Genomic DNA, 24,992 nt, shown 5'->3' on the forward strand with positions numbered 1-24,992 from the left:
CAGAGGCAATGACGGCCGATGAAGTATGACGTTGTTTTGCCGTCTCGACACACAACCGCTCAGCTTGCCTTTCGTTACAATACGCCAGCCGAGGTGTTCCGCCAGAAACGTTTCGCTCGATTGCGGAAGCTTCAACGCCTGCTCAACATCAGAAGACGCTGATATTGAACATCCTTTTCAAGCTTTGGTGAAATTTTCTTGATGTGGAACAGCGCCCTCTCCAGGCCACTCGGAATGATCGCCCCTTCATCTCCGGCAACCGACCGATCTAAGATCGATAGAAACGCCGCCGCTTTTTTCGGGTCATCGATAATTTTGAACTCACTGCGATCCTCGTCTAGATCGATGACGCCAAAGTCGTAAAGTGACCAGCAGTCAAAGGGTGTTAGATATGGGAGAACCATTTCGGTTGCTTCAACATAACAGGGTGCAGCCTCAGCCGGCAGTCGAGCGAGCCGCTCGGAAACGGTCTTCGAGCTGAGAGTGAGTTCCTTCGGCCACACGTCCAAGAATACGGTTTTGACGATCTCGAAACTTTCCTCCTCTGTTAAGCCATCGTCTGGTGCAAGATACTGCGAAAACGCACGCACGGCCTCGGTGCGGACTTCATCTTTCCCCAACCTCAACATCTGCTGGATCAGATCGATTGGCACAGCGGGTTCGGCCTTCTCAGCACGATCCGTCAGTGCCGACCAGATGACGCGTTCTGAGAGATCCCCACGAACCTCACTCGACAAGCGGTCAGATAGTGCTGCTGCGACAAGTGACGGGGCCAGTTCAGCAACGACCTCCTTTTGAGGCAGGTGCGCCATCGAAAACGCTTCCCACAAGACGGTGGTTTCGTGGCTTTCAAGTGCGTTGATGAGAGGCAGAAGAAGAAAATCTTTCGACCACTGTTCTGCGGCCGCAATGAAGTATGCCAGTTCCCTGACAAGAACGAATTGCGCATGAAGCCGCGCGATTCCGACGGTCTCACCCATTGCTTGAAGCATTTGTGGCCAATAGCCATCTGCCAGTGGACTATCGCCCTTCTTTACTGTCGGGCAGGTCTCGACGAAGGCTAAGGCGAGCTGGCCGGCAGGGGAGTTGAAAGCCTCCTGACTGTATTCGGAACGATCTGCTTTGCTCGAGTTCGTTTTCTCGACAGCGAAGGGCCACAGCCGCAGCCAGGCATTCTGGAATTCCTCTCGCCTCGCGAGTAATCGATCCCAACTCGTCATGAACGACGCGAGGCCGTCAACGGCCTTCGACACAACAGTCGCGCGCTCGTCGACAAGCGAAACACAGATGGAAAGCGCGATCTGGATCTTATCCTTATCTTCCTGCGAAGCCGTGTCCGGCGCGGTGTTGAGGTTCTCGGGCCGGTAAGCGTATCCTAGTGCTTGCCACACTTTGGCGGCGACAGCACCCTCGGCCTTCGGCAGAAGACCGAGCACTACAGATGCATTTTCTGCGATAAACTCCGAAGCATTCTGGCTTTTGTCGTCCCAGCCCGTATCCGCGAGCGATTTCGCCAGTTCGTCCAGAAGTTTGGTTGTCGGGATCGCGTCGAATGTTTTCTCGACAGTCCTCACGCGATGGATCAGGCGGACACCCTGATTGAAGCCATGCGTCAATTCAATGGCCGGCAGGTCTCCCGACCGGGTTGCAAAGTCCTCGAGCCATTTCTGACCCTTATCTGTAAGGTTTCCGCCCACAGCCTGGATTCGTCGAAGCTCCACGAATATATGGTAGTCCTTGTAACCTGCCCTATCCGATTTCTCGATCCTGCTGGAAATGAGCTTTGCGGGCTCCCCTTTCAGGACTCGCTGCTCGATGCGATTTTGGTCGTCGGGCGATAGTGTTGCCCATCGAAGAGCTCGCAACTCAGCGAATTCCGGATATGCGCTCGCCCACCAGAATTCTCGGTCGGCAAGCTCAATAAGGAATGCTGCAACCTCATCACTATCGACGAGCGCCGGGTTCCGGGCAGCCGCAGCCCAAAGCCGCCGATAAAGCATCCAGCCTTCCCGGTCCCAATTGTCGATAACCCTTCGGGCGGCATGAAGATCAAGGCTACTGAGACGCTCCATCACCGCAAACATCAGCTTGGTCGATGGTGCGAACCCATCACTATGACGATCCGGCTCACCGCCACCTTCCGGATATTGGTCCGGAGGTACAAAATAGGCTCGGTGAACCTGCCAGTTTGTGACGTCCATATCCTTCGAAATTGAACCAATCATATGGCCGAGGTTCAATCCTGCGAGTAGCGCTGCGTTCAGGGCAGTCGCCAATTCGAAAAGGAAGTTGCGATCTTCGTTTTCCTCAAGCCGGATGTCGGCCGGCATCAACCGGCTGCCACTGGAGATCGACGCGTAGATGAGATGCTTGAGATGCCGCGGTCTGGCGGGCTGTGCTTCACCCGACAAGGCCCTTAATCGTTTCGAGGTGTCGATCTGGAGCCACGGCCGAACCGCGTCAACAATCAGACGAATCATCTCTCGCTGGCTACCACCTCCCTTTAGCTGCTTCCGGATCTCATATTTTTCGCGGTGCGTCTCGACATCAGGCCTCTCCCAATGTTCGAAGACACATCTCCAAGCCAGATTGTAAGGGTAGCGAACCTGTTGCGGTTGGTACTCAAACAAATCTCGAAGAGATTCGCGTTCGGCCATCTGGTCTGACGTGAGCTCGATTGCCCATTCAAGAACCGATATGTCTTCCAGCCGACCGGTAGCGAAAGCTCTGGTTATGAGGTTAATTCTACGCTCGGTATCGGAAAGTTTGAGCCTCGGCATTTCAGCGCCCTCTCCCTGAATCGCGGATAACCCGATTCAAAAACGTTAGCCAGCGAGGCGATCGGTTCGCTCCAGAAAGGATTCGCGCAAGATCGGCCTGTTCGCTCGGGGTGGACCTCCGCGCGTAATATCTGAGAAACGATTGGGCAGCCAAACCTTCGGTACTGTCTGGGTCGAGGGCAGCCAGTTTCTTCAGGTAGGACTTCGTCGCCTTCTCATTCCGTCTGTCGGGGATGATGTCCGCCCATCGCACTAAGATATCACTCAACGCCTTATGTTCGTCGACCTTGTCGTAGACGATTGGTGTGATCCCCCGGCTCTGCCACTCGACGGCCATCCGCTCATCACCCGGCTCGCAACCAACGAAGGCGTAACGCCGCTTAAGATCCACAAAGTGCCGCTCGTCAGCAGCGATCGCATTAAGAAGGTAGCGGACCGGCGAATCACTTGCGCTATAACCGACAAGCACGATGTGAAAAATTCTTGCGGCGTCATACAGGAACGACGTGATGAGATTGCGCCGGAGATATGAGTCCCCGAAATCTTGATCGGTCAGAATTAGCGCGGACCCCTTTTCTTTACGCCAGCTGAGTTTTCCATGAATGTGAAGGATACCACCAAAATCCCGGCTGCTACTGGGATTAGGTATTTCGCCTCGAGCGAAGGCTTCATGCTGGACACGGAGCTTCGAAGCAGCCTCGCTTAGGAGCCTGTCGAAGTTGGTAGTAACGAGGAGCGTTTGACCATAGCGCTGCCCAAGGCGCACCAGCGCATCATGAACGGGGTTCGGTTCAATCGTCTGCGACAGCACTTCTGTCGCTGCTCGACGCATCGTACTTTCTTTGCTCGGATCTCCGTCTATCCGACGCTCGAGCATGCCAAGAACGACGTCGAATTCGCGCTGGCAGAAGAATTTCAACTCCGTTCTCTGCTCGTGGCTGAGCAGATCGGTGACCTCATCCCATTTAGGGCCGCCCTTTTTGGAGACGGCTGCCATGGCAGAAGACATTGAAGGGTCAACTATGTCGTAGATTTTCGCGACGAGCCCGCCGAAATCGGGGAGCTGGGTCGGTTTCGGGTATGAGGCGCCCGCGCCGACGACGAAAAGAACGCGTCCTTGATCCCTTGCAAGAAGAAGGTCTTCGGGAAGGCTGGGAAGGCCAGGCCCGAATATGACTTCACTAGACATTCCGGCCCCCTCAAATCCACCCTACGTTGAGACGAAAGGTACACAGTCGCGCTACCACTTGAACGCTCAGCTTGCAACGACAACTGGACCGCGGTGGTCACCAGCACGCAACAAATCGAGTACTTGTGCCGACGTGCAGCCTGAGCTTGTCACCCAGCTCCCGCAAACCTGCTCGGCTTCCCCGGTGGTGGATCCGATCGCCGCCCTTATACTTGGCGGGAAAACGATGTTGTCCGGACGACTCCCGTCGCCCACAGGTCGGTCGTAGGGGTGCATGACGCAGACCAAAACCTCACCTGGTTTCCTGGTGTGCTCTTAGGGCTGCGAACGCGTGATTTCAGGGCATGCTGCGCTCGCAGATGATTGTAAAGGCGGCCAATCGTCTGTCGTCGATGACGCGGGTCCGGATACCCATCCTCTCCACCTCGCCAAGTGTCTCTCTCAGGCGAGCGACGCGATTACGGGATTCGACTGTAGTCGCGAGCGCGAACTGTAGCGCTCCGAATTTGAGTATGTCGGCGTGAAAGTTGTTGGCCGATCCGTGATGCGGCAATGTCATGACCGAAATTCTGTCGCCGAAGTCCTCGAAAAAATCCAGCCAAGGCCGCCGCCATTTATCATGGCGGAGTGCGGCGTCGCCCGTGCTTAACCAGCCGATAGCTGTATCTTGCCAATGGAGTCGACCATAAGCGGGCTCTTCCAAGGAAGAGCGCCACGACCGTAACGGAAACCCCGGGATGCGTCTTGTCTCTTCGGCTCGCGACAATGGCCCGGAATAAAGCGACATCGAGATCGCGTTGTGTCCCCCCGGAAAATGCCGATTATAAATTTCTACCAGTATCTTTGCGCGTTCGACAGACCTTAATTTTTCCAGGATGCGCTTCTCGAGTTTCGCTTTGTCGTTTCCTCGGAAGCCAAGCGCCTTTTTGACATCCGACAAAAATCGCTTGCGGGTCGAATCAATGACTGGATGAACGTAGGGAAGGAGTATCCAGTCCGCCTTGGACCAAAGATCCTCGGCGGAGTTCTTCCATTCGAGCTGCAGATAAGAACCGGACGCGGCAACAAAGGCGCCCCGTTCGTCGTCACGGGATGTCGGATCAGCCGGGATGAGCCTATCGTCGATCATCCCGTGCGGCGCGCGCAAGTGAGGAGCCAATCGGCTCATAGGAGTTTTTTTCCGTGGGGCTTCGTCAAGCGCTATCCGACGGCGGCCCGTGGGACCATCAATTGGTCCATCGGGCGCTCCACCGCGGGGAGGGGGAACGTCGTTGGGCCCGCCCTGCTGCAGAAAAATCACGCTCTCTGCACCTCTTGAAAGCCACCATGTCGCAGGGTTTTCGAAGTAGTCGAGTGAGCTTCTGGATGCGGTCCCTAGCTCAAAATCTGAAAGCACGAACAAGAGGCGTTCCAACGTGTCGAGATAGGGTACGACGACAGTTTTGGCCGGTGCCATCGCCTGCAGGCGGTCGATGCCATTGATATGATCGGCATGGAGATGCGAAACGAAGAGAATATCTGTCTTACCAGACGATGCTATTCGATATAGCGACAATTCGACGTTAAATGCATCGCTCCGCTCCGATCCACAATCGTAAACATAGGAAAAACTGGCGATTGGGCGCTCGCTCGACGAACGGATGCCGTCGTCCCCTCCCTCAACTGTCGAGATTAAGCCGGTGTGGAAGCCTCCGTGACCGACAGGATGTTGCGTTCGAGTGATTTTTGCGTGCTGCATGGATCTCTTGACTACGACTGCGTATCGAAAAGACGAACCGTACATCCCGAATTCTAGAAAGCGAATAGGGGGCTGATGATTCTGTCTCGCAAATTTGAGCGGGGATACCGCGGTCAATCTGCACCCGAAACTTGCGCCTTTCGCTGCCGCGCAGATCACAGATTTCTATGAGCAGGTCGACAGTGTGCGCCTTGGGGCGAAGAGGGCGTTCGTTGTCGACACCTACGCATGGCGAACCGTCGGTGATCTTCCCCATCCCGCTGCTTGGGAATAATCAACGTACTACCATTCCAGAGAGTGGGGCAGTCGGACGACGTGCATCTATCATATCTCGATAGACGTACTCGATCAGATCGCGGATGAGTTCGAGCAAGCCGCTCCAAGGCAGGCCGTCGAAGGGGTCGCCGTGTGCAAGCCCGTTGCGGATGCTGAGCAAGGTCGGCTGGGCCGACCGGCCTTGGGCCTCTCGTTCCTTTCTTGTCGCCTCGCTTTCATAGAGCAGATCGGCCGCTTTGCCTCCATAACGTCTTGTGAAGGGCAGTTCGGTGTTCCCTAGCCCATCGCTGAGAACGAGATGCCGCAGCAATCCCCCCAGCATCGGCCGCTCCTTTCGAGATACCCCGGCAAAACGCTCCTTCAGTGCTGCCTCAAGGGCGGTAATCGCCACTAGCTCTGCAGCTTTCATCAAGTCGAGATCGAGCCAACTCAACGCGTAGAGCCTCTGCGCACGGGCGTATTTGTTCGACACAATCTGCGGAACGTCGTTATGCAAATCACGTTCGCGAAGAAATGCGAGCCATTCGTCGGGTGTAGTGAACGCCAGAATTGCCCCAGGATTTCCTTCGATAGGCCATGGCACGTAAAAAGGCGCGGCCATCTTGGCACCATCCAGAACATCCGCCTCGATCACAACAGAACGCGCCTCAACGCATAAGTTTACATCACGACTTTACCGTCCAGCTCGATATCAACATCCCGGAACCTCGACCCCTTGGCAATAAATTTCGAGATGCCGCGTGTGAAAGAGCTTCCTCGCGTTAGGCGTGCTGACCGAGATATCACCTCTGGTGTTATATAAGTTGTTCTTATGCCCGCACCTGCCACCGCGCTGCTGAAAATACTTGAATTTCGACTTTTTAAAACACGGGAGATTGGGTGAATGGTTCCGATCCCTTCGAGGTCCAGGTCCTAAATTTTGCGCATCACTTCCGCCGAGTTCGTGATTGAGCTGTGTGATCGCAGTCCGGGTACTGGGTGCATGCCAGAAATAGGCTACCCCTGCGGCTCTTCTTTTCCACTATATGGCCGACGCGGCATTTTGGGCATTGATCAAGTGCTTCACCATCAATCGTCTCAAGCCGGAGATTATCGCCTGCAATTTCTGCCAATTCCTGAACGTATCGCGACGGCTGGCGTGCGTTCATTAAAAGGAAAACGCCGCGGCTTGCCCTTGTTAGCGCCACGTAAAATAAGCGCCTTTCCTCTGCATAACCGAATGTCTCTGGCTGCGGCATGACAAGATTGAGGAGCTCGTCATCTTCGATACGGCTGGGGACGCCATAATCGCCTTCGCTGACGTCTAGGAGAATCGTGTAGTCCGCTTCGAGCCCTTTCGCTCTATGGAAGGAAAGACCCGAGACTTCGATATACTCGAAGCGCGGCAGGGCGCTGACAAATGGGTCAAGTCGATTGTAGCGCCAAAGCACCATGACTTTCAGTTTCTGGTAACTGGCATCACGCCATTGCTCGGAAATACCGCCAAGGAATTGGTCAAGACGCCGCAGCAGACGAAGGCAGGCCTCACCGAAGTCGGGCTTTCCCTGGTCTGCCGTGATCGGGATCACTCGGATCGAACGCGCTATCGCAGGTCGTGTCGAGCGGACAGTCTTCTTCAGTTGCGCAGCGTTCTTTTGGATAAAGCTCGCTGCCGCTTCGGCGATGACCGGATTGCAGCGGTAGGTCAACTCGAGCCGGCCTTGCCAGCTCGGACCGAAATTCGATTCGAATTGCGTGAATATCGAGATGTCTGACCCGGTAAATCGATAGATCGATTGCCAGTCGTCACCGACGGCGAACAGTTTTGAAAAAGCCTGCTGATGTCTCAACGCTCTGACCAGATTGGCGCGGGGTTCAGACATATCCTGGAACTCGTCGACGAGAATAAGCGAGTAGGGTGACTTGTATCGGGCCTCTTCAACCAATCGGGTTGCGTTGGAAATCATGTCGTCGAAATCGATACGTTCGTCGTCTTCTAGCTTCTTCGAATAAGCGGATGTGATCTTCCAAATCGCATGTGCGAAGATCCTTGCGCGCTTCTTGTCGTGGAGTTCGTTCGCGCGTTCCATGAGCATGTCCAGCGTGATGTGTCCTGCACGGATGTGTTTGATGCAGACCGCAATCAGCTTGTGGAAACGCTTGATGATGATCGGCTCGACGGCCTTGAGTGTTTCTTCCTGGCTGCGCGGGCGAACAGGAACGCTTCGATGCTCCAGTTCGCCTGCTAGCCGAAGCAGAAGTGATCCGTCGCTTGCCTGAGCCGAAGTGGTTGTGAACACATCGAGCTCGGCCCGCCGGTAAGCCGCCATCTTCTGGTCGGCGTGAGTGACATAGTTGGCGAAGGGCGACGAACCGTCGGCGTCGATCGCAAAATGCTCATGAATGGTGTTGCTCGTCGGATAATAGAAGTCGGGCTCCACATGCCTGACGCTTCCATCATTATCCGCCACGCCAATCAGCCGCTCGTACTGGAACTCGACTGAATTGAGCCACAGCCAGTTTGCGATTGTCTGTTCCTGTAAAGATTTGACGAAGGATCCGCTCAGCGTGCCAATCGTTGCGCTGCCCCCACGCATGCGTAACCCAATGTATCTATGATAGTCCGCCTGGCTGTCGAAGACAGATGCCGCGATATCGGCCTTTGGGTAGAGTACGAGGAGTTCAATCCAAAGCTTCGCGAACTCCGGATCCGAAATCATTAGGTTCTGGATGATGGCTTCGATCACCCGTGCCTCGCCGGCAGGATGCTCAACCCAGTTTGCTAGTTGAGGTGGCTTGCCCTCGACCTCTTTAATAATCCCAAGCCCGAGGGCATGGAATGTCACAACCCTGCAAGCGAGATCGTCGACATTCACGCCGAGCTGGCGTGCAATGCGCCCGCTCAATTCTTCTGCGGCGGTCTTGTTGAAAGCCAAGACGAGGATCTCGTCAGGGCGATACAATCGCTTATCCAGCACATAAGCGACCTTGCCAACAATGGTTGCAGACTTGCCCGAGCCTGCAGAGGCGATTAGCAAGTTGCTATCCTCAAGGCGTATGCAAGCCTCCCTCTGCTGCGCGGACAGAGATCGGCCGTCAAGATCGTCAAAAAATGGCGCATATCGGGTGAGCTCGGCAGTCACGAACTCATCGTTATAGCGATGGCGCCGTGCCGGATCCGTGAGAAAGGACAAGGATCGCGGGAGCGATTCTTCCATGTGTGCAGTTATGCCACCGGGATCGAACAGCGGATGGGCAAGCGCTGCGGATACCTGGCCCGATACACTTGCAACGGCACGGGCGAGGTCAGCGTGCGCGAGGTACTGGCTTTTGCCCTCGATCAGCGGTTCAAGCTTTGCATCGACCTGCGCCAATGCCTCCCGATCTGATCCTATCAGTTCAAGGAGATAGCGGTTGATAAACCGATGAAGGTCACTCGAAAGGCCACGCGCTGCCTCCTCTCCCAGACATGAAAGCGTCTCGACACGGCTACGGGTTCGAATTTCGACAGTGTGCCATAGGAGGGCCTTTTTGACGCCGACTGCAACGATATCCAGACAAGATAGTTCGAAATGCCTGTCGGTCTGAACATTGACCACAGGCGATGTCGATTTCGCGAGCTGCAATTTCCATCGGCCGGAAGGGAGCAGTCGGGCAAGCAAGCCGGGTCGATAGGTCGTGTAGCGATCAAAAATCACAAGTCGCCATCGTCCTGGTTTTCACCCGGCAGCCACATGCAGTTGGCCCAGAAGTTCCTGTGACGATCAGAAAACTCCCGGATCGCGGGCGCGTTTGCTCTCGGTGACTGGCATGCCTTGGCGCAGGTGGAGGCCACGTCGCGGTAAAGCGTCGGATCGACCCGGCGGATGCCGTCGAAGTTCAACAAGAGATCTTCCAGCCGGTCGGCTATCTTGTCGCCGCGTGCGACCATGAGGATTGATGGCGGCCGGCTATGGGGATTGATCAGCACATATCTCCAGCTCGGATCGGCCTGTCCTTTGGTCGGGACGAGTTCACACGGCCAGGCATCGCCGCCGCCGGTCATGTCTGTGTAGATGTCCTCAAGTGGACCGGGCTTCTTGGCCATAAGGACGCATGGGCCGCTTGCGGCATAACAGCCGAGACGTTCGTCGAAATCGATGCGGAGCATATCGAGAAGAGCGAATCGCCTAGAGCGGTCAAGGCTGGCCTTGTCGTCGAGAAACCATTGCAGCGCCTTGACTGTTGTCCCGATAGATTGCGCGATCTCCTTTGGGGGATTTGGCCAGCAGGCAACGACAGTGCTTGCGATTTCCGGCGAGTTATCATAACCGCCCCCGAAATCCTCCTCTTCGTCCTCCATTTCGTCGCGAGGTTCCTGCCCGGTCAGCAGCCACGTTCTGCGTTCAATTCCGCTATAGCTAAAGTAGCGCTCACGATCCGGCGGGATCGAAGTTTCCCACGAAGTCAGCCACGGCCCCGGCTTCCATACCTGCTCAGTGGCGAAGGATGGATCCGGCTCGCGGTAAGGCAACCCAAGCCAAGCTTCGATGCGTTCGTTCAACTCGCGATCGCCGAGATCGCGTTGCCAGTCCCTCGACCTCCAATTATGGTCGATCAGCGCGTCGCCTGAAAATGCTGTGATCACCTGATCAGCCGGCGAAGCCTCTGATCTGCTGCTGCTAGAAATCCATCTGGCTTTGTCTTGAGCCGAACGAAGAGAAGCGGGCAAAGACTTCTCATGCGGGCCGGCAATCTCGAGGCCGACCTCAATCTTTGCGAGATCCGCTTCGAGGCTTGGGTCAGATTGCGCCAGGTTCCGGCTGACCATCAGGGCATCCGGCTGGCCGCGGAGCCCCTCAGCTTGGGACCAGGCTGAAAAAAGCACCCTACGAAACGGCTGCGGGTTATCGCTCGATGAGAATGTTGTCCAGCGGATGGGCGTGCCGGGTACGGTCAAGCCGTATATCAGGAGCGGGCTCAGACCATATTGGCTCGCGTCGCTAATTCGAATCGGGTCGCGGACGGACACGATACCGTGCTGCGGGTGCACAAACAGGAATTTCGCGGTCGCGACGTAGAAATGGTGAAGACGTTTCATGGCAATTTCCGCGCTCGGTATCAGTATCTTTGAATTCAAACAGTATGTTAAATCTACATGGTCGCGAGCTTCGCAACCAAAGCACTTCTGACTTTGGCAGTGCATTCGCGACGGCTACTCGGTCGTTCGATCTAGCCGTCATCCGGCGAGAGCATCTTTCGCTGTCCGGGTTCGCTCGGCGTCAAATTTCTGCAAAAGTTGCGTGGCGAGACCGGGGGCCTCAAGGTGAAGGCCGATCTCGTCCAATGGGTTCTCGAGTGACGCGGACTGCGAACCCCAATTGAGGCTGCTCACGACGATATGATCGTCATCCCATGCAAGGAACTTTGCGTGAAGTTGAGGCTCTGCGACGCCGATAATCTCGACGTTCCCCTTCAGCCGCTCACGATGCTCACTGACATGGCCACGCTTCACCGGACCGCCGCGCCTGGAATAAAAGATCGACACTTCGCCGAGGCGCTGGCTTGCAACTTCGGCTGGGTCGAAAAGTGCCGGGACCATGTTCGCGCCGACGCGATTGGTGCAGCAGATGAACCGGGCTCTTGCATCGTGGGCAGCGAGCCTCAGAAGACGGTTGTGATCGGCCGCATGGAGGATCCGCATCGTTGCTCTTAACGAGCCCGTCACTGTCGAGGGGGCAGACAGCCGGCTGCGGTCGCGCCGCAGCTCAGATGCCATGAACTGAAGTGCCTCAATCGATTGGCCGGCAGTGGAAACCTTAGAAATGATGGATTGCAGAATGTCCATCGCTGCGCCAGCGGCGCTCGCCTCTGTCAGCTCGACCGAGGCTTCGACTGCACTGAATGGCGACGACAGCCAGTTACATGATCCCATGGAAACGATGGCTCCACCTTGGCCATCATCTGCGACAAGGAATTTCGCATGGCTTTCGACTGTGTCGCGATGTGCAAGAACATAGCCACGCGTGCGACGTATCGCGGATAGTCTCTCGCCCAGGTGATGCATGGCAATTGCGTTCTTCGGCACGTCGATCGACGTGCCGAAGAACAGATGGCATTTCACGCCACGGCTGCACGCCTCTTCCAGCGCCTGCCACATCCGTTCGCGGTTCTCTTTGCATCGATCGTCATCCTGCGATGCGACGAAGGTCGAAAGAATGAAAACATGAGATCTTGCGGCTTTGACGATCTGCTCGAAACGCTCCAACTGCTGATGTGCCCCAACCACAATCTGGTCGGCGTTGATCTCCGTCGAGATAGCAGGTGGCTCATCCGCGACCGGCGGAGCGGTAAGCGGCAACAGCCCTGTCTTGATCGTCGCCCTGAGCGCCTCGACAAGCTTCTCACTTGCGCCGGGTGGGATCGCGCCGTCTCTCACGTCATCGAGATCCAGCACCAGAAACTTGCGCTCAAGATAAGAGCTATTCGCCTGTATCCCGCGCAGCCATTCACCCGGTCGTAGCGTCCCGGACATATATTGAGTGACGCGCTGCATCATCGAATAGTCGGTTTCCAAGGGTTCGCCGACCGGGAAGGTTACGATTTTGCCCGATCTTGGGAGCTTGGTGATCGGGATCGTATCGACATCCCGATTGCGGAAAACGGATTCACCGACCTTTTCATAGATAACGCTGATCCCAATCTCCCTGTCGGCAGAGCGTTCGGGTAAAGCGCGGCTTCCCCGGATAAAGTCACGTCCGACAAGGTTGGTTGACAGCATCGGCCGCGGCGACATACGAACTTCGATCAATCCAAACTGCATCAATCGTGCTACCGTCGATGCGGCTACCTGGCGAGGAATGTGGAGCGTCGAAGCCAGGTCGTCGATCGTGCCGGGCGTTGCATCCAATGTCAGCAACACCATTTCCTCGATCGGGCTCCAGCCCCAGACGCGCTGGACAAGTCCTGGGGCTTTGTAGTGCCAAGCAGGAATGTAGATCTTGTTCACGGTGCCAGCCTCCCGTTTTCATCGACAGGAACAATCGTGACGCCCATCCCCATTTGCGGAAAGTCTTTTTTTTCCAGGAGCGAAATCTCGTTCAGCATCCGGGTAAGAAACCGCAGTTCCTCATTCACACCATCTGGATCGATCCCGTTGACGGCATTCCTGATGAACTTCCTGCTTGTCGCAAGGATAAGCTTTTGTCTCGCCCGGCTGAGCAGAACATTCATACGCTGTGGGTTCTTGATAAATCCAAGCGCGCGCGTGCCCACGTGAATGCTGTTACGAACTAGGGTTGCTAGGACGACGTCTGCTTCGCCACCTTGGAAGCTGTCGCTGGTATAGACAAATTTGCCGTTGCCTCGGGGGCTGGCAAAGCCGAGCAGCGTGTCAGTCTCGATGTTGATAAGGGGGCTGAGCTTCCGCTCCAGGTGATCGACTTGGGCCAGATAAGGCGACAGGACAACCAGCGTCGGACGCCGGCCATCTTTGCCGGGTATCGGTTTGAGATCCTTTAGGGCTGCGATGAGGGCGTTTGCCTCGGTCTCGTTCTTGTAAGACTTTTTCACCTTCTGCTCGAAAGCGTTACGCCGGGCAACGCTCAACGATGGGAGGTCCAGAAGCACGATTGGTGAGGTCGGCATCTTGTTGGTGACGCCCACCTTCTGCTCCCGCTCGGTGACGCGCGGTGAAGAGACCAGCTTCTTCTGGTAAAATGTATTCGAGACCAGTTCGCATATCGCCGGATGCATCCGGCTCTGCTCAAGGAGGGTGGTCGAGATCGAGCTTACCCGCTCTGTCGTTAACTCGCGCTCATCTTCACGTTCAGCAATCGCGCGGAACGGTTCTTCGAGACGGGCTGCGATTGCCAGGACGTCTCTGAGCAGGAACTCGTCAGACGTCAGCGTGCCAAGAGCCTCGTCTAACTCTGGTGGCAAGTCCGATATTGCCGCGAGCTTATCCTGGGCATCGAGCAGCAGCTCCGCTGCGGCCGCAGGATCGTAATATCGTTGCCGCTCGCCGGAGTCGAATGGTGATAATTGCTTATGGTCGCCAATCATCACACGCCGGTTGCCTAGGAGCAGTGCGCCGATCAGCTCAGCGCCATTGGCGCGGGCGGCCTCTTCAATGAAGACCCAGTCGAACTGTTCGCCGTCAGCGATCATCTCCTCGATCGTGTTCGACGACGTTGTCGCCAGGGTGACATCGGCTGACCGCAACATCAGATTATCGGTATCGCGCAATACCCGCTCAGCCAACGACCGCTCGGCATTGTCGACCGGCCGCAGTGTCTGGGCGATTTGGCGACTTTGATTTTGTATGAGCGCGGAACCACTCCCACCTGTTTGCGAAGCCGTTTGGAGCAGGTCGAGCGAGCTCTGTCGCAAAGTGCTTTCTTCGACGCTGACCTGCGACTTCTCTACCCGCACAATGATCGATGCCTGGCCCGCAAGGATGTCGCGCAGTTCTTTCTCCATATGCACGAGCGTCTCATGGTTTTGTGCGGAAACCAGGATTCTCGCATCCGGCGTCTTCTCCATAATGCTCTGCACGAGATTGGAGATAAGGTAGGTTTTACCAACACCCGGTGGGCCAACGATGACGTTGATTGATCGTCCGGCCACGATACTGTTCCAAGCCGACAGCTTGGATGCGTCCATGTTCGGTACCGCCGAACCGGGCGCGGCGACTTCGCGCAGGACATCATCCAGAGCAACCTGAGCCGGATCGTCCAGAGCTCTGAGCAGCTCCAGATTCTGACGAGCCGCGACGATATTGAGCAGCCGGCGGCGAATTGCCCGTTCCGTACCGGCGTCTCGCCTTGGGCGAAGGAAAAGCCGCTCGCCCTGCATCGGAAGGTGGCTGGTGGTGAATGTGAGCGTCAGCTCTCCCTCGATCAGTGAGCTTTCGTCGAAACTCAGTTCAGGGCTTCGTTCGCGACTGAAGACAAGTTCCTCGCTGGCCGAGAGCGTCCAGTTCGGTTTGCCGTCATCGTAGCGCATTTCCTTCTGCAGGGCGGTGAGCGCCTTCGTCAGGCCAAGTCGCTCCCGACGCTCATCGCGCTCGGGGTCCGGCTGGAGACGGACGCTGACGAGATCCTTTTCTTGACTATCAATCGAAGCGATAACCTGAACAGGATAGATACGGAATTGCTCCCGCAGCAAGGTGAAGGCTTCCAGCAGGACGAGGGCGTACCAGGTTGGAGCGTCGTGCGGCTGGCGTGAAGCTTCCGGGTCGCTAAGCAGATCGTTCCAGCGCTTTGCACCATGCCCAAGCCTGCGTACTCGCTCGTCTGCGCCGCCGCGGTGTCGTGACAACTGTAGGCGATGGGGGATCTCGACCGCGCCATCCAGCCAATCGCTTGCCTGCCTTTTGTGGGCGCTTTCGATCGTCGCGGTAAAGTCGCTCTGCAGTTTGAGATCGTAGATCGCCACGTCGGTTATCAGTCTGATTTTGTCCTGTCCGGCTGATTTTGCCCGAATAGACGGGTTGAGCAAATCGCCCTCGACAAAACCGAAAACCTCATCCATCTCGCTTGCCTGGATGGTGCCGGATGTGAGTGTGGGAAAGTCTCTCTGGGCGACGCCATGGGCAGGATAAAGGACGAGCTCGCCTTCCGCGCTCGTCCCGGCGCGACCTATCTCTGTTATGACCTCGTCCAGCTCTCCAATGACGACGCTTCCGTCGAAGAGCTGGAATCGGGGAGGATCTCCCATCCGGTCCAGCAGTTTGCGTTCGATTGCCAATAGAGCAGGACCTTCGGCGTCATCGACGCCCAAGAGCGATTTCGCTGTTCTAGCGAGGTCTATCCAATCTTGCCTGAAAGAGATGGCCGTCAACGGGTCGAAAAGGTGGTCATTGGCACCGAGCGCGCCATCAGAAATGTGAATGCATGCTTCGAAGCCGCCAAGCCGATACCCCTCGACGTCATCACTTGCGGCAAAAATGGTATGCTCTGAAACGGACCCATGGACGATGCCAGCCTCGTGGATGAGCCGCAAACCTTCGACGACCCTCCGGAGGTTTCGCCAGAATATGGCTCTTCCTGCGCTTGTCAGAAAGCGGCTCTTGCGCGTCCGCGTCCGATGCGATGAGCCCGCGACCGGAGTGCCAGGATCGAGCATGACGATGGCTATCTCGTCGGCATCTTCGGTGACCTCAATTACATGGACTAATACCTCACGTGCGACTTTTGACGTCATGACGCGACGGACCCGTCTTTGGGCACGCGCAATAATGCCTATCAAGTCTTGATCGAGTGGCGTCTTCGTCTTCGAAAACAGGCGCAGGAGATAGCGTTCTCCGTCCTCGATCCCCGTCGCAGGGCGGAGGAGCGAGTTCCATCTGTCTGGTCGACCGCGATAGGAATCCTCCCAGAACTGAAACCGGCTATCAAGAGGCAATCGGTTAGCATCTTTCTTGCGGGCCATTCTTGCCATCTCTGCTGGTGTACATCACAGAATCATCGCAGAAATAGTAGGTTCTCCGTGGCTACAGTTTCAAGCGGACATATCCTGGGGAGCATGCTATTCGCATGAAAAATATGGAGCAATGTTGCATGCGCTGCGGGAAACCGAGGACGGACAGGGATGCAGCGGCGACCAGGTCCCTAACTCATACGGTTGTCTTCGATGCGGGCCAAATCTGAAACGGCAAGCGTCAGGCTTCGATCACCGCGATGGCTAAGTCGATGAAATAATCGAGCTTAGCAAAGATAGTTGACAGGCCGAGTTTACACAAAGTTGAGCGTTCGGCTTTCAAAAAATGTTCGTAACCTCAACTGTTTAGCGATCTGAGTACATGGGGTCTTAGGTTCTAGTCCCATCAAGGCGAAGCACTATCGAGAGACCCGTACTAAGCTACTGGATTATATATGCTAAGGACATCATCCTAATTAGATCGACCTGCAATGCGCCAGCGCGGACGCCGTGGATTGGCACATAAACCCCTATTCTGCGACGCTGCAAACTCGTTCGCAAAATTCAAATTTTTTTCGGGAATTTTGCGACCGCCCCCATTTTGTAAGCTGGATCGACTTTCATGGCAGAAATCGGTGTTTGAGTACAACGGAACAGAAAACCTACATAAGCGTACAGCCGTTGATCGTGTGTCGGCAGGCATCACCCCTAAACGAGAAGATTGGTGGACAACGGCCCGTCAGCTTCGGGTGATTGGAAGGGACAGACCGCCGTGCAGTGTCGCTATTTCAGCGGAAGAAACAACTCCGCGACGGCCTCACGCTCCGGCACTTCCGGGAAGAAGGTGAGGCGTTGGCAATAGAGGGGGAAGTCTCCCGCTTCCTCGCCGCTAGCCGGCAGCCAGTCGCGATAGAGGTAGAGCGCGGCAGGCTCCAGGTTGTCGGTGTTGCCAACGACGCGCAGGACTGCGCAGCGTCCGCCGGGGATCATACCGGCCTCGATTTGCTCGCCGTTTGCCTCGATTGCCCTATCAGTGCCGACACACAGGTCTAGCCGGTATTCGTCCCGGGGGGTGGTGCGCGGATCGGAATGAAAGACGTTGAAGGTCGGGCTGGTCTTCCGAGACAGGCCGGTGGTCTTCCGCCACGCGATGAACCGCTGGATGGTGGCGCCGATCGTCGCGGGGTCGCCGCGATGTTGCATGATCGCCACCGGCGTCGCGGTTACATCGCGGATCGTCACGTCATTGGGGGTATAGGTCTTCTGCATGAGTTTGCTCCTGGCGTTGTCGATAGGCCCGAAGGCCGCAAGCCATGGCTCCCAGTCGGGAGATTTCCGGAACGACGAAGGGGATTGCCCGAACCGTTGCCGAAAGGCACGGGCGAAGGCATCTGGCGCGTCGTAACCGGCATCCATCGCTATGTTCGTGACGCTTTGGACGTCGTAGGCCAGCCGGTATGAAGCGCGCTTCATGCGTGCCAGCTGGACATAGCGATGCACGGACAGGCCGAAGGTCGCCGTGAACTGCCGGTGGAAATGGTATTTCGAGAAGGCTGCGACGTCGCTAATCGCTTCCAGATCCAGATCGTCGTCCAGATGCCGGTCTATGTGATCGAGCACCCGCTGCATCCGGTCATGGTAGTTTTCAAGCGCCGCCTTCATCGCTTCTTCCTCCGTGGCGACACCAATTAAGCGCTTCTGGATACAACTCGCTCGACCGATCTTGCGGTTTGGCGGGGTCTACGGGGTGAACGGCAATATCTGGGAATAAGCTGATGAATCCCTTCTTCCAACAGACCTCGGTTTATCACGTCGAGCAAATCTTGGGAATTTCGCGACACGTCGAAATTAATGAAAAATTTAGATTAAATTTAATCAATTTCTTTATGTCTTATCGACGGGCTGTAGAAGGCTTAAGAATTAGTTGCCGACCTCCCAGCAACAAATTCTGGCAGATGCCCATGTTCCGATACGTCACTAAACCTGTGCTTGCCTTAGCTTTCTTCGCTGCGAGCTGTTCGTTTGCATTTAGCCAGTTCGTTTCTGACGGAGAAGTATTCGATCCCGAGGCAGCAACGCAGGGGATCTCGTATTCGCGGGAAGCATGCTCGGCTCTTGAAAAGCAGAATACCGCCGTATGGGTCAAAGCTGACGGAGAAAATTACTGCCTCCGATATTATGCCGCCGGTCTGAAGCCTGATCACAACCCTGTCGCGGTACTCTGGCTCCATGGCGACATCATGGGTGCACATGAAAGCCCACCCAACAAACGGCTCAAGGGATTGAGCGTTGATGCCATGATCAAACAGGAGCGCAAACTTTCGGAGCGGTTCGGTATCCCTTCCGTCTTTCTCGGTCGTCCCGGCAGCTACGCTAGTGCCGGTCGCCATTATACGATGAGAGAGAGGAAGATAGAGGCAAATATTGTCACAGCTGGCGTAGACGCATTGAAGGAAAAGTACGGGATTGAAAAATGGTCCTTGGGCGGTCACAGCGGCGGCGGCGTTCTCGGCGCGGTCATATCTTCTGCGCCCGGCGCTTTCCGAGATTACCTCGCGACCTATAATAGCCCTGATACGAACAATCCTGTTGTTCTCGATCCCATCGCATCAACAAAAATGATACCTACGGACCCTAATAGACGGGTTTTTATCCTCGCGACCCCCGCGACACCAACGTGAAATTTGCTGTTCATCAACGGTATATAGGGGCGCTAAAAGGCCAAGGAGTTTCAGTCCAGTTCCTCTCGCTTGAAAAGGCGCTTGGTCCCGACTTTCACGATATGGTTGATGCGGCGGAGACAGCAACTGAAATGTGTGCTGCCGGTAAATCGGACAGCGACATTGTCAAAACGCTCAACGAGATGCCTTCTCAGGAAAAGCGGAAAACGAACTGACAACAGTTTGTGCGGATTTTGTCTTGAAAATGCTGAATTTCGGATGCTGCAGAAGTCAGCTATAAAATTCCGGATTATCGCGACAGGCTCTTGGAAGGTGGCGGATAGCGAAGGTCTCTTTCCGAGACACCCGAATTCGTAAAGCGAAGACACTGAGGCCATGCTTGTGCCGTGATGGTCGATAAAAGCTGTCCTTTTTCTGCCAAGGTCATTTTATGCGTACAGTTGTTTTTGCTATCGTCTCAGCTTTCATGATTGCTTTAGTGGGCGGCGCGAGCGCACAGCCTTGGCAAAGCGTCGATCCTGCATCTGTTGGGTGGTCCGTTTCCAAGCTAAAGGCGGCACAAGACTATGCTGCCAGCTTGAAGCCCACGGCGGTCATGGTGGTGCAGGACGGCAAGACGATTGCCAGCTGGGGCGACGTGTCCCGCAAGGTGAATGTCGCCTCTATCCGCAAGAGCCTGCTCAGTGCCCTCTTTGGGATCGCGGTGGCAGAACGCCGGATTGATCTCGGCAGCACGCTTGCCGATCTCGGTATTGACGACAAGCGCCCGGCGCTTACGGCGACCGAGAAGCAGGCGACAATCCGCGATCTGCTCATGGCGCGATCTGGAATCTACCACGTCGCCGCCTACGAAACTGCTGATATACGCCAGAAGCGACCAGAGCGGGGGCGTCATGCGCCCGGCGCGTTCTGGTTCTACAACAATTGGGACTTCAACGCACTCGGCACGATCTACCGGCAGCAGACCGGCGAGGACATTTTCAAGAGCTTCGCGCAGCGCATCGCCCAGCCGATTGGCATGCAGGATTTCTCAGCGCGTGACGGCAGCTATTCCCTCGAAAAATCGTCGGTTCATCCGGCCTACCCCTTCACCATGAGCGCCCGCGACCTTGCGCGTTTTGGACAGCTTTTCCTCAACGGAGGCCAGTGGGAAGGCCGGCATGTCATTCCCAATGCTTGGGTGCGGGAATCCACCACGGCGTTGTCGCAGCCGCCCGACCACAATAGCGGCTACGGCTATATGTGGTGGACGTTGCGCACTGATCAGTGGGGACAGGGCGGCGCATTCAATGCCGGCTATGGCGGCCAGGTCGTGGCCTATATGCCGGAGAAGCGCCTGGTTGTGGTGCAGACCGTGGACCCGGCCCAAAACAAGCGCGGCATAGACATGCGGGATTTCTTCCAGCTCATGCGGAAGATCGCAGCCGCTGCTCCATAGAAGAGGCTAGGTGCATTCATGCGTTTTTCTTCCGTTGTGCGATCTGCCGCGACCTTCATTCTCCTTGCACCGTTCTTCCTGTTCGGAAACTCGATTGCTTCAGCCTATCAGCAACGCAGCGTCGAGAATGGGAACGGGAAGCCCATCAAAATTGCCATATGGCTTCCCGATACGGCTAATCCAAGGAGCACGGCAATTCATCCGCTGGTCCTTATCTCGCACGGAAACGGAGGCGGCCTTGCGGCTCATAGCGATACTGCCGAGGCGCTTGCGGATGCCGGCTACATCGTCGTTGCAATCGCTCACCCCGGCGACACCAAGGGCGATGATCGTGACCCTGCACGCAAATGGCTGATCGAACGCATCGGCCATGTCACCCGTGTTCTCGACTACATGCAATCCGAATGGGAGGGCCGCGCCACGGTTGATCGTTCCCGTATAGGAGCATTCGGGTTTTCTGCTGGCGGCTTCACGGTACTGGTTGCGTCCGGGGCGTCTCCGAGTGCTGCTCTGGCACGGGAATATTGTCGGAAAGCCATAGCCGAATTTGCTTGCAGGTTGAAGCTGGACGCTGAACTTTCGCGGTTGGGCGGAAAGGACGCGGTTTCATATCAATGGCCTCATGACAACCGGATCAAGGCTGCTGTCATCGCTGCGCCCGCGTTGGGGTTTTCATTCGATCGAGATGGGTTGGCTAAGGTGCAGATACCGATCCAGCTTTGGGCTGCAGAGAAAGACGACAGAGCACCCGTGTCGACAAACACGGCGCCCCTTTTGGAGAGGCTTCCAGCCTCGCCAGAATACCAACTCGTAAAAGGTGCAGATCACTTCGCATTTTCCCGGCCATGTGAGCCCGGAGACAAAAACAGGCGCAGTTGCAAGGGGCCGGCTGGCTTCGATCGCGCAGCCTTCCACGAACAATTCAACCGGAAGGTTGTCGTTTTTTTTAATCGAGCGCTCAACGTCGCGCGGAGACAATGAGCGTTTGGAGGTAGTATGCGGCCGTATCGTTGGAATCTCTTTGCCATTCTGATTTCTCTTTTTTCATCTGTGATCGCAGGAAATGCGAGCGCTCAGCCGTGGCAAAGCGCCGATCCTGCAGATGCCGGCTGGTCGAGCGATGGATTGAAGGCGGCACAAGACTATGCCGCCAGCCTGAAGCCTACGGCGGTCATGGTGGTGCAGGACGGCAAGGTGATCGCCAGTTGGGGCGATATCTCCCGCAAGATGAATGTCGCCTCTATTCGAAAAAGCCTGCTCAGCGCCCTCTATGGCATGGCGGTTTCGGAAGGCCGGATCGATCTCGGCAGGTCCCTTGCTGATCTCGGCATTGACGACAGACCGCCAGCCCTGACGGCGACCGAGAAGCAGGCGACCATCCGCGACCTGCTCATGGCGCGATCCGGCATCTACCATCCGGCCGCCTATGAAACCGGCGACATGCGGCGAAACAGGCCGGAGCGGGGAAGCCATGCGCCCAGTACGTTCTGGTTCTACAACAATTGGGATTTCAACGCGCTCGGCACGATCTACCGGCAGCAGACCGGCGAGGACATTTTCCAGAGCTTCGCGCAGCGCATCGCCCAGCCGATCGGCATGCAGGATTTCTTAGCGTGGGACGGCAAGTATGTGGCTGAGCGGCATTCCAGCCACCCCGCCTATCCGTTTCGCCTCAGCGCCAGAGACGCGGCCCGCTTCGGCCAGCTCTTTCTTGACGGAGGACGCTGGAGTGGCCGGCAGGTCATTCCTGCGTCCTGGGTGAAGGCGTCAACCACGGCCTATTCCTCTACCGATCGTGGCAGCATGGGATACGGCTATCTTTGGTGGACGTTGAACCCCGATGTCTTCGGCCCCGGCGCGGCGTTGGCGTCCGGTTATGGCGGTCAGGCGATTGCCGTCGTGCCGTCAAAGCACCTGGTTGTCGCGCAGACCGTCGATCTGGCTCAGAACGCGAAAGGCGTGAGGACAAGCCATTTCATCAAGCTGTTGCAGCAGCTCGCCGCTGCAGCGCCGTGACGCGTGGTGATGCGGCGGGCGGGGGTGGAGGATCAGTTGAGCAGATGGAGCTTTGCTGCATCTGCCTTTCTGCACATCGCGCTTTGCGCCCTCGCATTGCTCTTGCCGGTTCCTGTGCAAATGCCCTTGCCACAAGAGGATAGCATTGAGGTGGAGATTGTGAATCTCCCGCCCCCAGTTTTGCAAGAGAAGCACGAACCCGCGCGCCAGCAGCCTCTTGCCGCTCAGGAGGATGCTGTTTCGGTCGGCAAATCCGAGGAAAAAGCGACGCCGACAGTTCCTCAGGAAGCCGAGCCACAGGATGACACGCCCGCGATGGTGAAGCCGTCGCGCATGTTGTCGGAGAAGGTTCTCGATGATCCCCGTAGCCGAAAGGCGAGAAAGGAGTTGGCGGCGCTTGCACCCGCTGATCAGGTCGAGCAGCTTTGCGGCCTCGAAGCCATGGCCCAGGTCGGCGCATGGAGCAAGGATCTTCGGCCCGATCGTTTGGTAGCCTATGCGATGACGGACCCGAAGATGGTCGGGAATGCCTTTTCAGCGGATGGCGCAGCGCTCCACAGCAAGCGGGACTGGTACGCGCTTAAATTCAAGTGCGAGCTGACCCCGGATCACAAGAAGGTTGCCGCGTTTGAGTTTCTGGTGGGGGAACCCATTCCGCAAGAGGAGTGGGGCGAGCATAGCTTGCCCGATGAGAGTGGATCACTCGATTGAACGTTATCCCTTGTTCGGAAGCACGAGGCACGCATAAGAATGGCTTTTAAGCGCCTTGCAGGCTGAAATGGCCGCAGACCGGCTGCCGAAACCCGTAAATCTTGCCCGATAGAGTGTGTCAGAGCGGCTTGTGGTCCTCTGCGTATAGGGGGAGATCGCGCCATATCTACCAAGAGCATCCGCCTTTGCCTTGGCAAGCAGGTTTTGGGCGGCTGCATCGGAGTCGGATGCGGCGATCTGGATTTCCCATCCGCCACGCTCGCTTGTGGCTGGTTTTGCCACCGATGCAGAGATCGAGTTCGTCATTTCGTTGCTGATCGAAGCGACCTCAGTTGGAGCTGCTCGATCGGCCACTACAGGGAGGGGGATAGTTTCCTGGGCAAGGTCGAAATCGGTTTTGACGGAGAGACGAGCGATCGCTGTACCGTTCCGAACGGATGCTCTCGGCATTGTGGCATCCAGCAGCGAGGCCATCCGAGCATCCCGGCTGCGAGCTGTCTTTCCACCGAGGACGACCCCGACAACATGTCTGTTATTGTCGTTCACGGCACTGACGAGGTTGAAGCCGGAGGCATTGGTGTAGCCGGTCTTGATGCCATCCATACCCTTGTAGCGATACATCAGATTGTTGTGGCCGGTGATCTTTCGTCCCCGGAACATGAAAGAGCGCTGCGCAAAGAGCTGATATTCTTTTGGATAGTCTCGCATCAAGGCGATAGCGAGGGTCGCCATGTCGCGCGCTGTCGTTACTTGTCGGCCATCGGGAAGGCCAGAACCATTCCGAAACGTGGTGCGGCTCATACCGAGCTGGCGGGCCTTACGTGTCATGATATCAGCGAATTGCGCTTCCGATCCGCCAAGATGATCGCCCATCGCTTCGGCCGCGTCATTGGCGGATTTGATGATCATGCCGAGAACCGCCTCACGGACGGTAAATGTCTTTCCGGCCGGGACACCAAGCTTTGTGGGAATGGTGTTCGCTCCGTTTTTGGTCATGGTGATGGACTGCGCCCACGACAAGCGGCCATTATGCAGTGCCTCAAAGGTCAGATACAGGGTCATCATTTTCGTGAGCGATGCGGGATAATTTATAGCGTCCGCATTCTCAGAACTCAGCACCTTGCCTGTGTTTGCATCAACAACAAAGTGCGCAGACCCGGCATAGGCCTGCGCCGCGTAAATATTCATTGCGGCTGCAACAGCGAACGCGACCAAAGACCGCTTTTTTAGTCTGCAAAATACATTGCGCATCGTCACGCCACCCTGATGCTGATGATTGATGGCGAATTAATAGTGCCGTATTTGCGCAACAAGAAAGCTAAAATTTTACGAATTGGATTCGTATTTAAGAAAGCATGAATCCTCTACCCTGTCGTGGAAATGCCAAGAGCGATGTCAGCGGGTTCGCATTTGTCGCGAAAATCCTGACTTTTCAGCGTACCAGCCGCTCGCTGAAATCATTCGAGAATTGGTGGCAAAAGTCGCTTGCAAAAGTGAGTGAATTGGCAGGGGGTTTTTGCGACAGGATTCCAACCTGTGGCGCATTTGGGTGTACCTAACAGTGACAGTCGAATGTGACGTTCCCCCTCCGTCACAATAGGGTTGATTTTGCCATTTTGCGACGAGCGGACGCGCAAGCCGCCTAAAGCTACAGTTTCCTCGTCTGTTCTTCGAGATGGCCAAAATCACATATGTGGAACGGCCCGCTTGGCAAGATCTTTTCCTCCTGCATTTCCCAAATAAGGACGGTGCGGTCATATGTCCGGCCTGTTTTCTGGCCTTT

At 56.2% G+C, this 24,992-nt stretch carries 16 protein-coding genes; 6 read left to right on the top strand and 10 right to left on the bottom strand.

The genetic code is table 11. The features are described 5' to 3' along the window. Window positions 1–131 precede the first annotated feature (131 nt). The 9 genes from FB593_RS25495 to FB593_RS25535 form a co-directional block, all read right to left on the bottom strand. Window positions 132–2,780: a hypothetical protein gene (locus FB593_RS25495; RefSeq protein ID WP_145167292.1), complete on the bottom strand. Its 2,649-nt coding sequence runs from the start codon at window positions 2,778–2,780 to the stop codon at window positions 132–134. 1 nt (window position 2,781) lies between these two features. Continuing rightward, a complete protein-coding gene (locus FB593_RS25500; protein ID WP_145167293.1) occupies window positions 2,782–3,969 on the bottom strand; it encodes an SIR2 family protein in 1,188 nt (395 codons plus the stop codon). 337 nt (window positions 3,970–4,306) lie between these two features. Then, entirely contained in the window at window positions 4,307–5,707 is a 1,401-nt protein-coding gene (locus tag FB593_RS25505; RefSeq protein ID WP_145167294.1) for an MBL fold metallo-hydrolase, read from the bottom strand. Window positions 5,708–5,981: 274 nt separating this feature from the next. Further along, window positions 5,982–6,617, bottom strand: coding sequence for a hypothetical protein (locus FB593_RS25510; RefSeq protein WP_145167295.1), 636 nt, complete (start codon window positions 6,615–6,617; stop codon window positions 5,982–5,984). A gap of 292 nt (window positions 6,618–6,909) precedes the next feature. Beyond that, complete coding sequence (locus FB593_RS25515) at window positions 6,910–9,660, bottom strand: UvrD-helicase domain-containing protein (protein ID WP_145167296.1); 2,751 nt, start codon at window positions 9,658–9,660, stop codon at window positions 6,910–6,912. Next, a complete protein-coding gene (locus tag FB593_RS25520; protein ID WP_186447981.1) occupies window positions 9,657–11,042 on the bottom strand; it encodes a hypothetical protein in 1,386 nt (461 codons plus the stop codon). The genes FB593_RS25515 and FB593_RS25520 overlap by 4 nt, the downstream gene beginning before the upstream one ends. A 138-nt stretch (window positions 11,043–11,180) precedes the next feature. Next, a complete protein-coding gene (locus FB593_RS25525; protein WP_145167297.1) occupies window positions 11,181–12,950 on the bottom strand; it encodes a phospholipase D-like domain-containing protein in 1,770 nt (589 codons plus the stop codon). Further along, on the bottom strand, window positions 12,947–16,384 hold the full coding sequence (locus FB593_RS25530; protein ID WP_414896269.1) for a DEAD/DEAH box helicase: 3,438 nt from the start codon (window positions 16,382–16,384) through the stop codon (window positions 12,947–12,949). The genes FB593_RS25525 and FB593_RS25530 overlap by 4 nt, the downstream gene beginning before the upstream one ends. 762 nt (window positions 16,385–17,146) lie before the next feature. Next, window positions 17,147–18,025, bottom strand: coding sequence for an AraC family transcriptional regulator (locus FB593_RS25535; protein WP_145167298.1), 879 nt, complete (start codon window positions 18,023–18,025; stop codon window positions 17,147–17,149). A gap of 113 nt (window positions 18,026–18,138) precedes the next feature. Here FB593_RS25535 and FB593_RS25540 point away from each other — a divergent pair, with 113 nt between their 5' ends. From FB593_RS25540 to FB593_RS27970, 6 genes are all read left to right on the top strand, one after another. After that, complete coding sequence (locus tag FB593_RS25540) at window positions 18,139–19,044, top strand: alpha/beta hydrolase (RefSeq protein ID WP_145167299.1); 906 nt, start codon at window positions 18,139–18,141, stop codon at window positions 19,042–19,044. Next, complete coding sequence (locus FB593_RS25545; protein ID WP_145167300.1) at window positions 19,041–19,259, top strand: hypothetical protein; 219 nt, start codon at window positions 19,041–19,043, stop codon at window positions 19,257–19,259. Before FB593_RS25540 ends, FB593_RS25545 begins: the two co-directional genes overlap by 4 nt. Before the next feature lie 215 nt (window positions 19,260–19,474). Continuing rightward, window positions 19,475–20,482 (top strand): serine hydrolase domain-containing protein, encoded by a 1,008-nt coding sequence (locus FB593_RS25550; protein WP_145167301.1) that lies wholly within the window; start codon window positions 19,475–19,477, stop codon window positions 20,480–20,482. A gap of 18 nt (window positions 20,483–20,500) precedes the next feature. Further along, window positions 20,501–21,463, top strand: a complete 963-nt coding sequence (locus FB593_RS25555) for an alpha/beta hydrolase family protein (protein WP_145167302.1) — start codon at window positions 20,501–20,503, stop codon at window positions 21,461–21,463. A gap of 15 nt (window positions 21,464–21,478) precedes the next feature. Further along, a complete protein-coding gene (locus tag FB593_RS25560) occupies window positions 21,479–22,498 on the top strand; it encodes a serine hydrolase domain-containing protein (RefSeq protein WP_145167303.1) in 1,020 nt (339 codons plus the stop codon). A gap of 36 nt (window positions 22,499–22,534) precedes the next feature. Continuing rightward, window positions 22,535–23,209 (top strand): DUF930 domain-containing protein, encoded by a 675-nt coding sequence (locus tag FB593_RS27970; protein WP_321186331.1) that lies wholly within the window; start codon window positions 22,535–22,537, stop codon window positions 23,207–23,209. A gap of 3 nt (window positions 23,210–23,212) precedes the next feature. Here the strand turns inward: FB593_RS27970 and FB593_RS25570 are convergent, their stop codons facing one another. After that, window positions 23,213–24,397 carry a serine hydrolase gene (locus tag FB593_RS25570; RefSeq protein ID WP_414896270.1) on the bottom strand — a complete coding sequence of 395 codons (1,185 nt, stop codon included), beginning with the start codon at window positions 24,395–24,397 and terminating at the stop codon, window positions 23,213–23,215. Window positions 24,398–24,992: the final 595 nt, after the last annotated feature.

This window comes from Rhizobium sp. SJZ105 (assembly GCF_007828365.1).
GTDB classification, from domain to species: Bacteria; Pseudomonadota; Alphaproteobacteria; order Rhizobiales; family Rhizobiaceae; genus Agrobacterium; species Agrobacterium tumefaciens.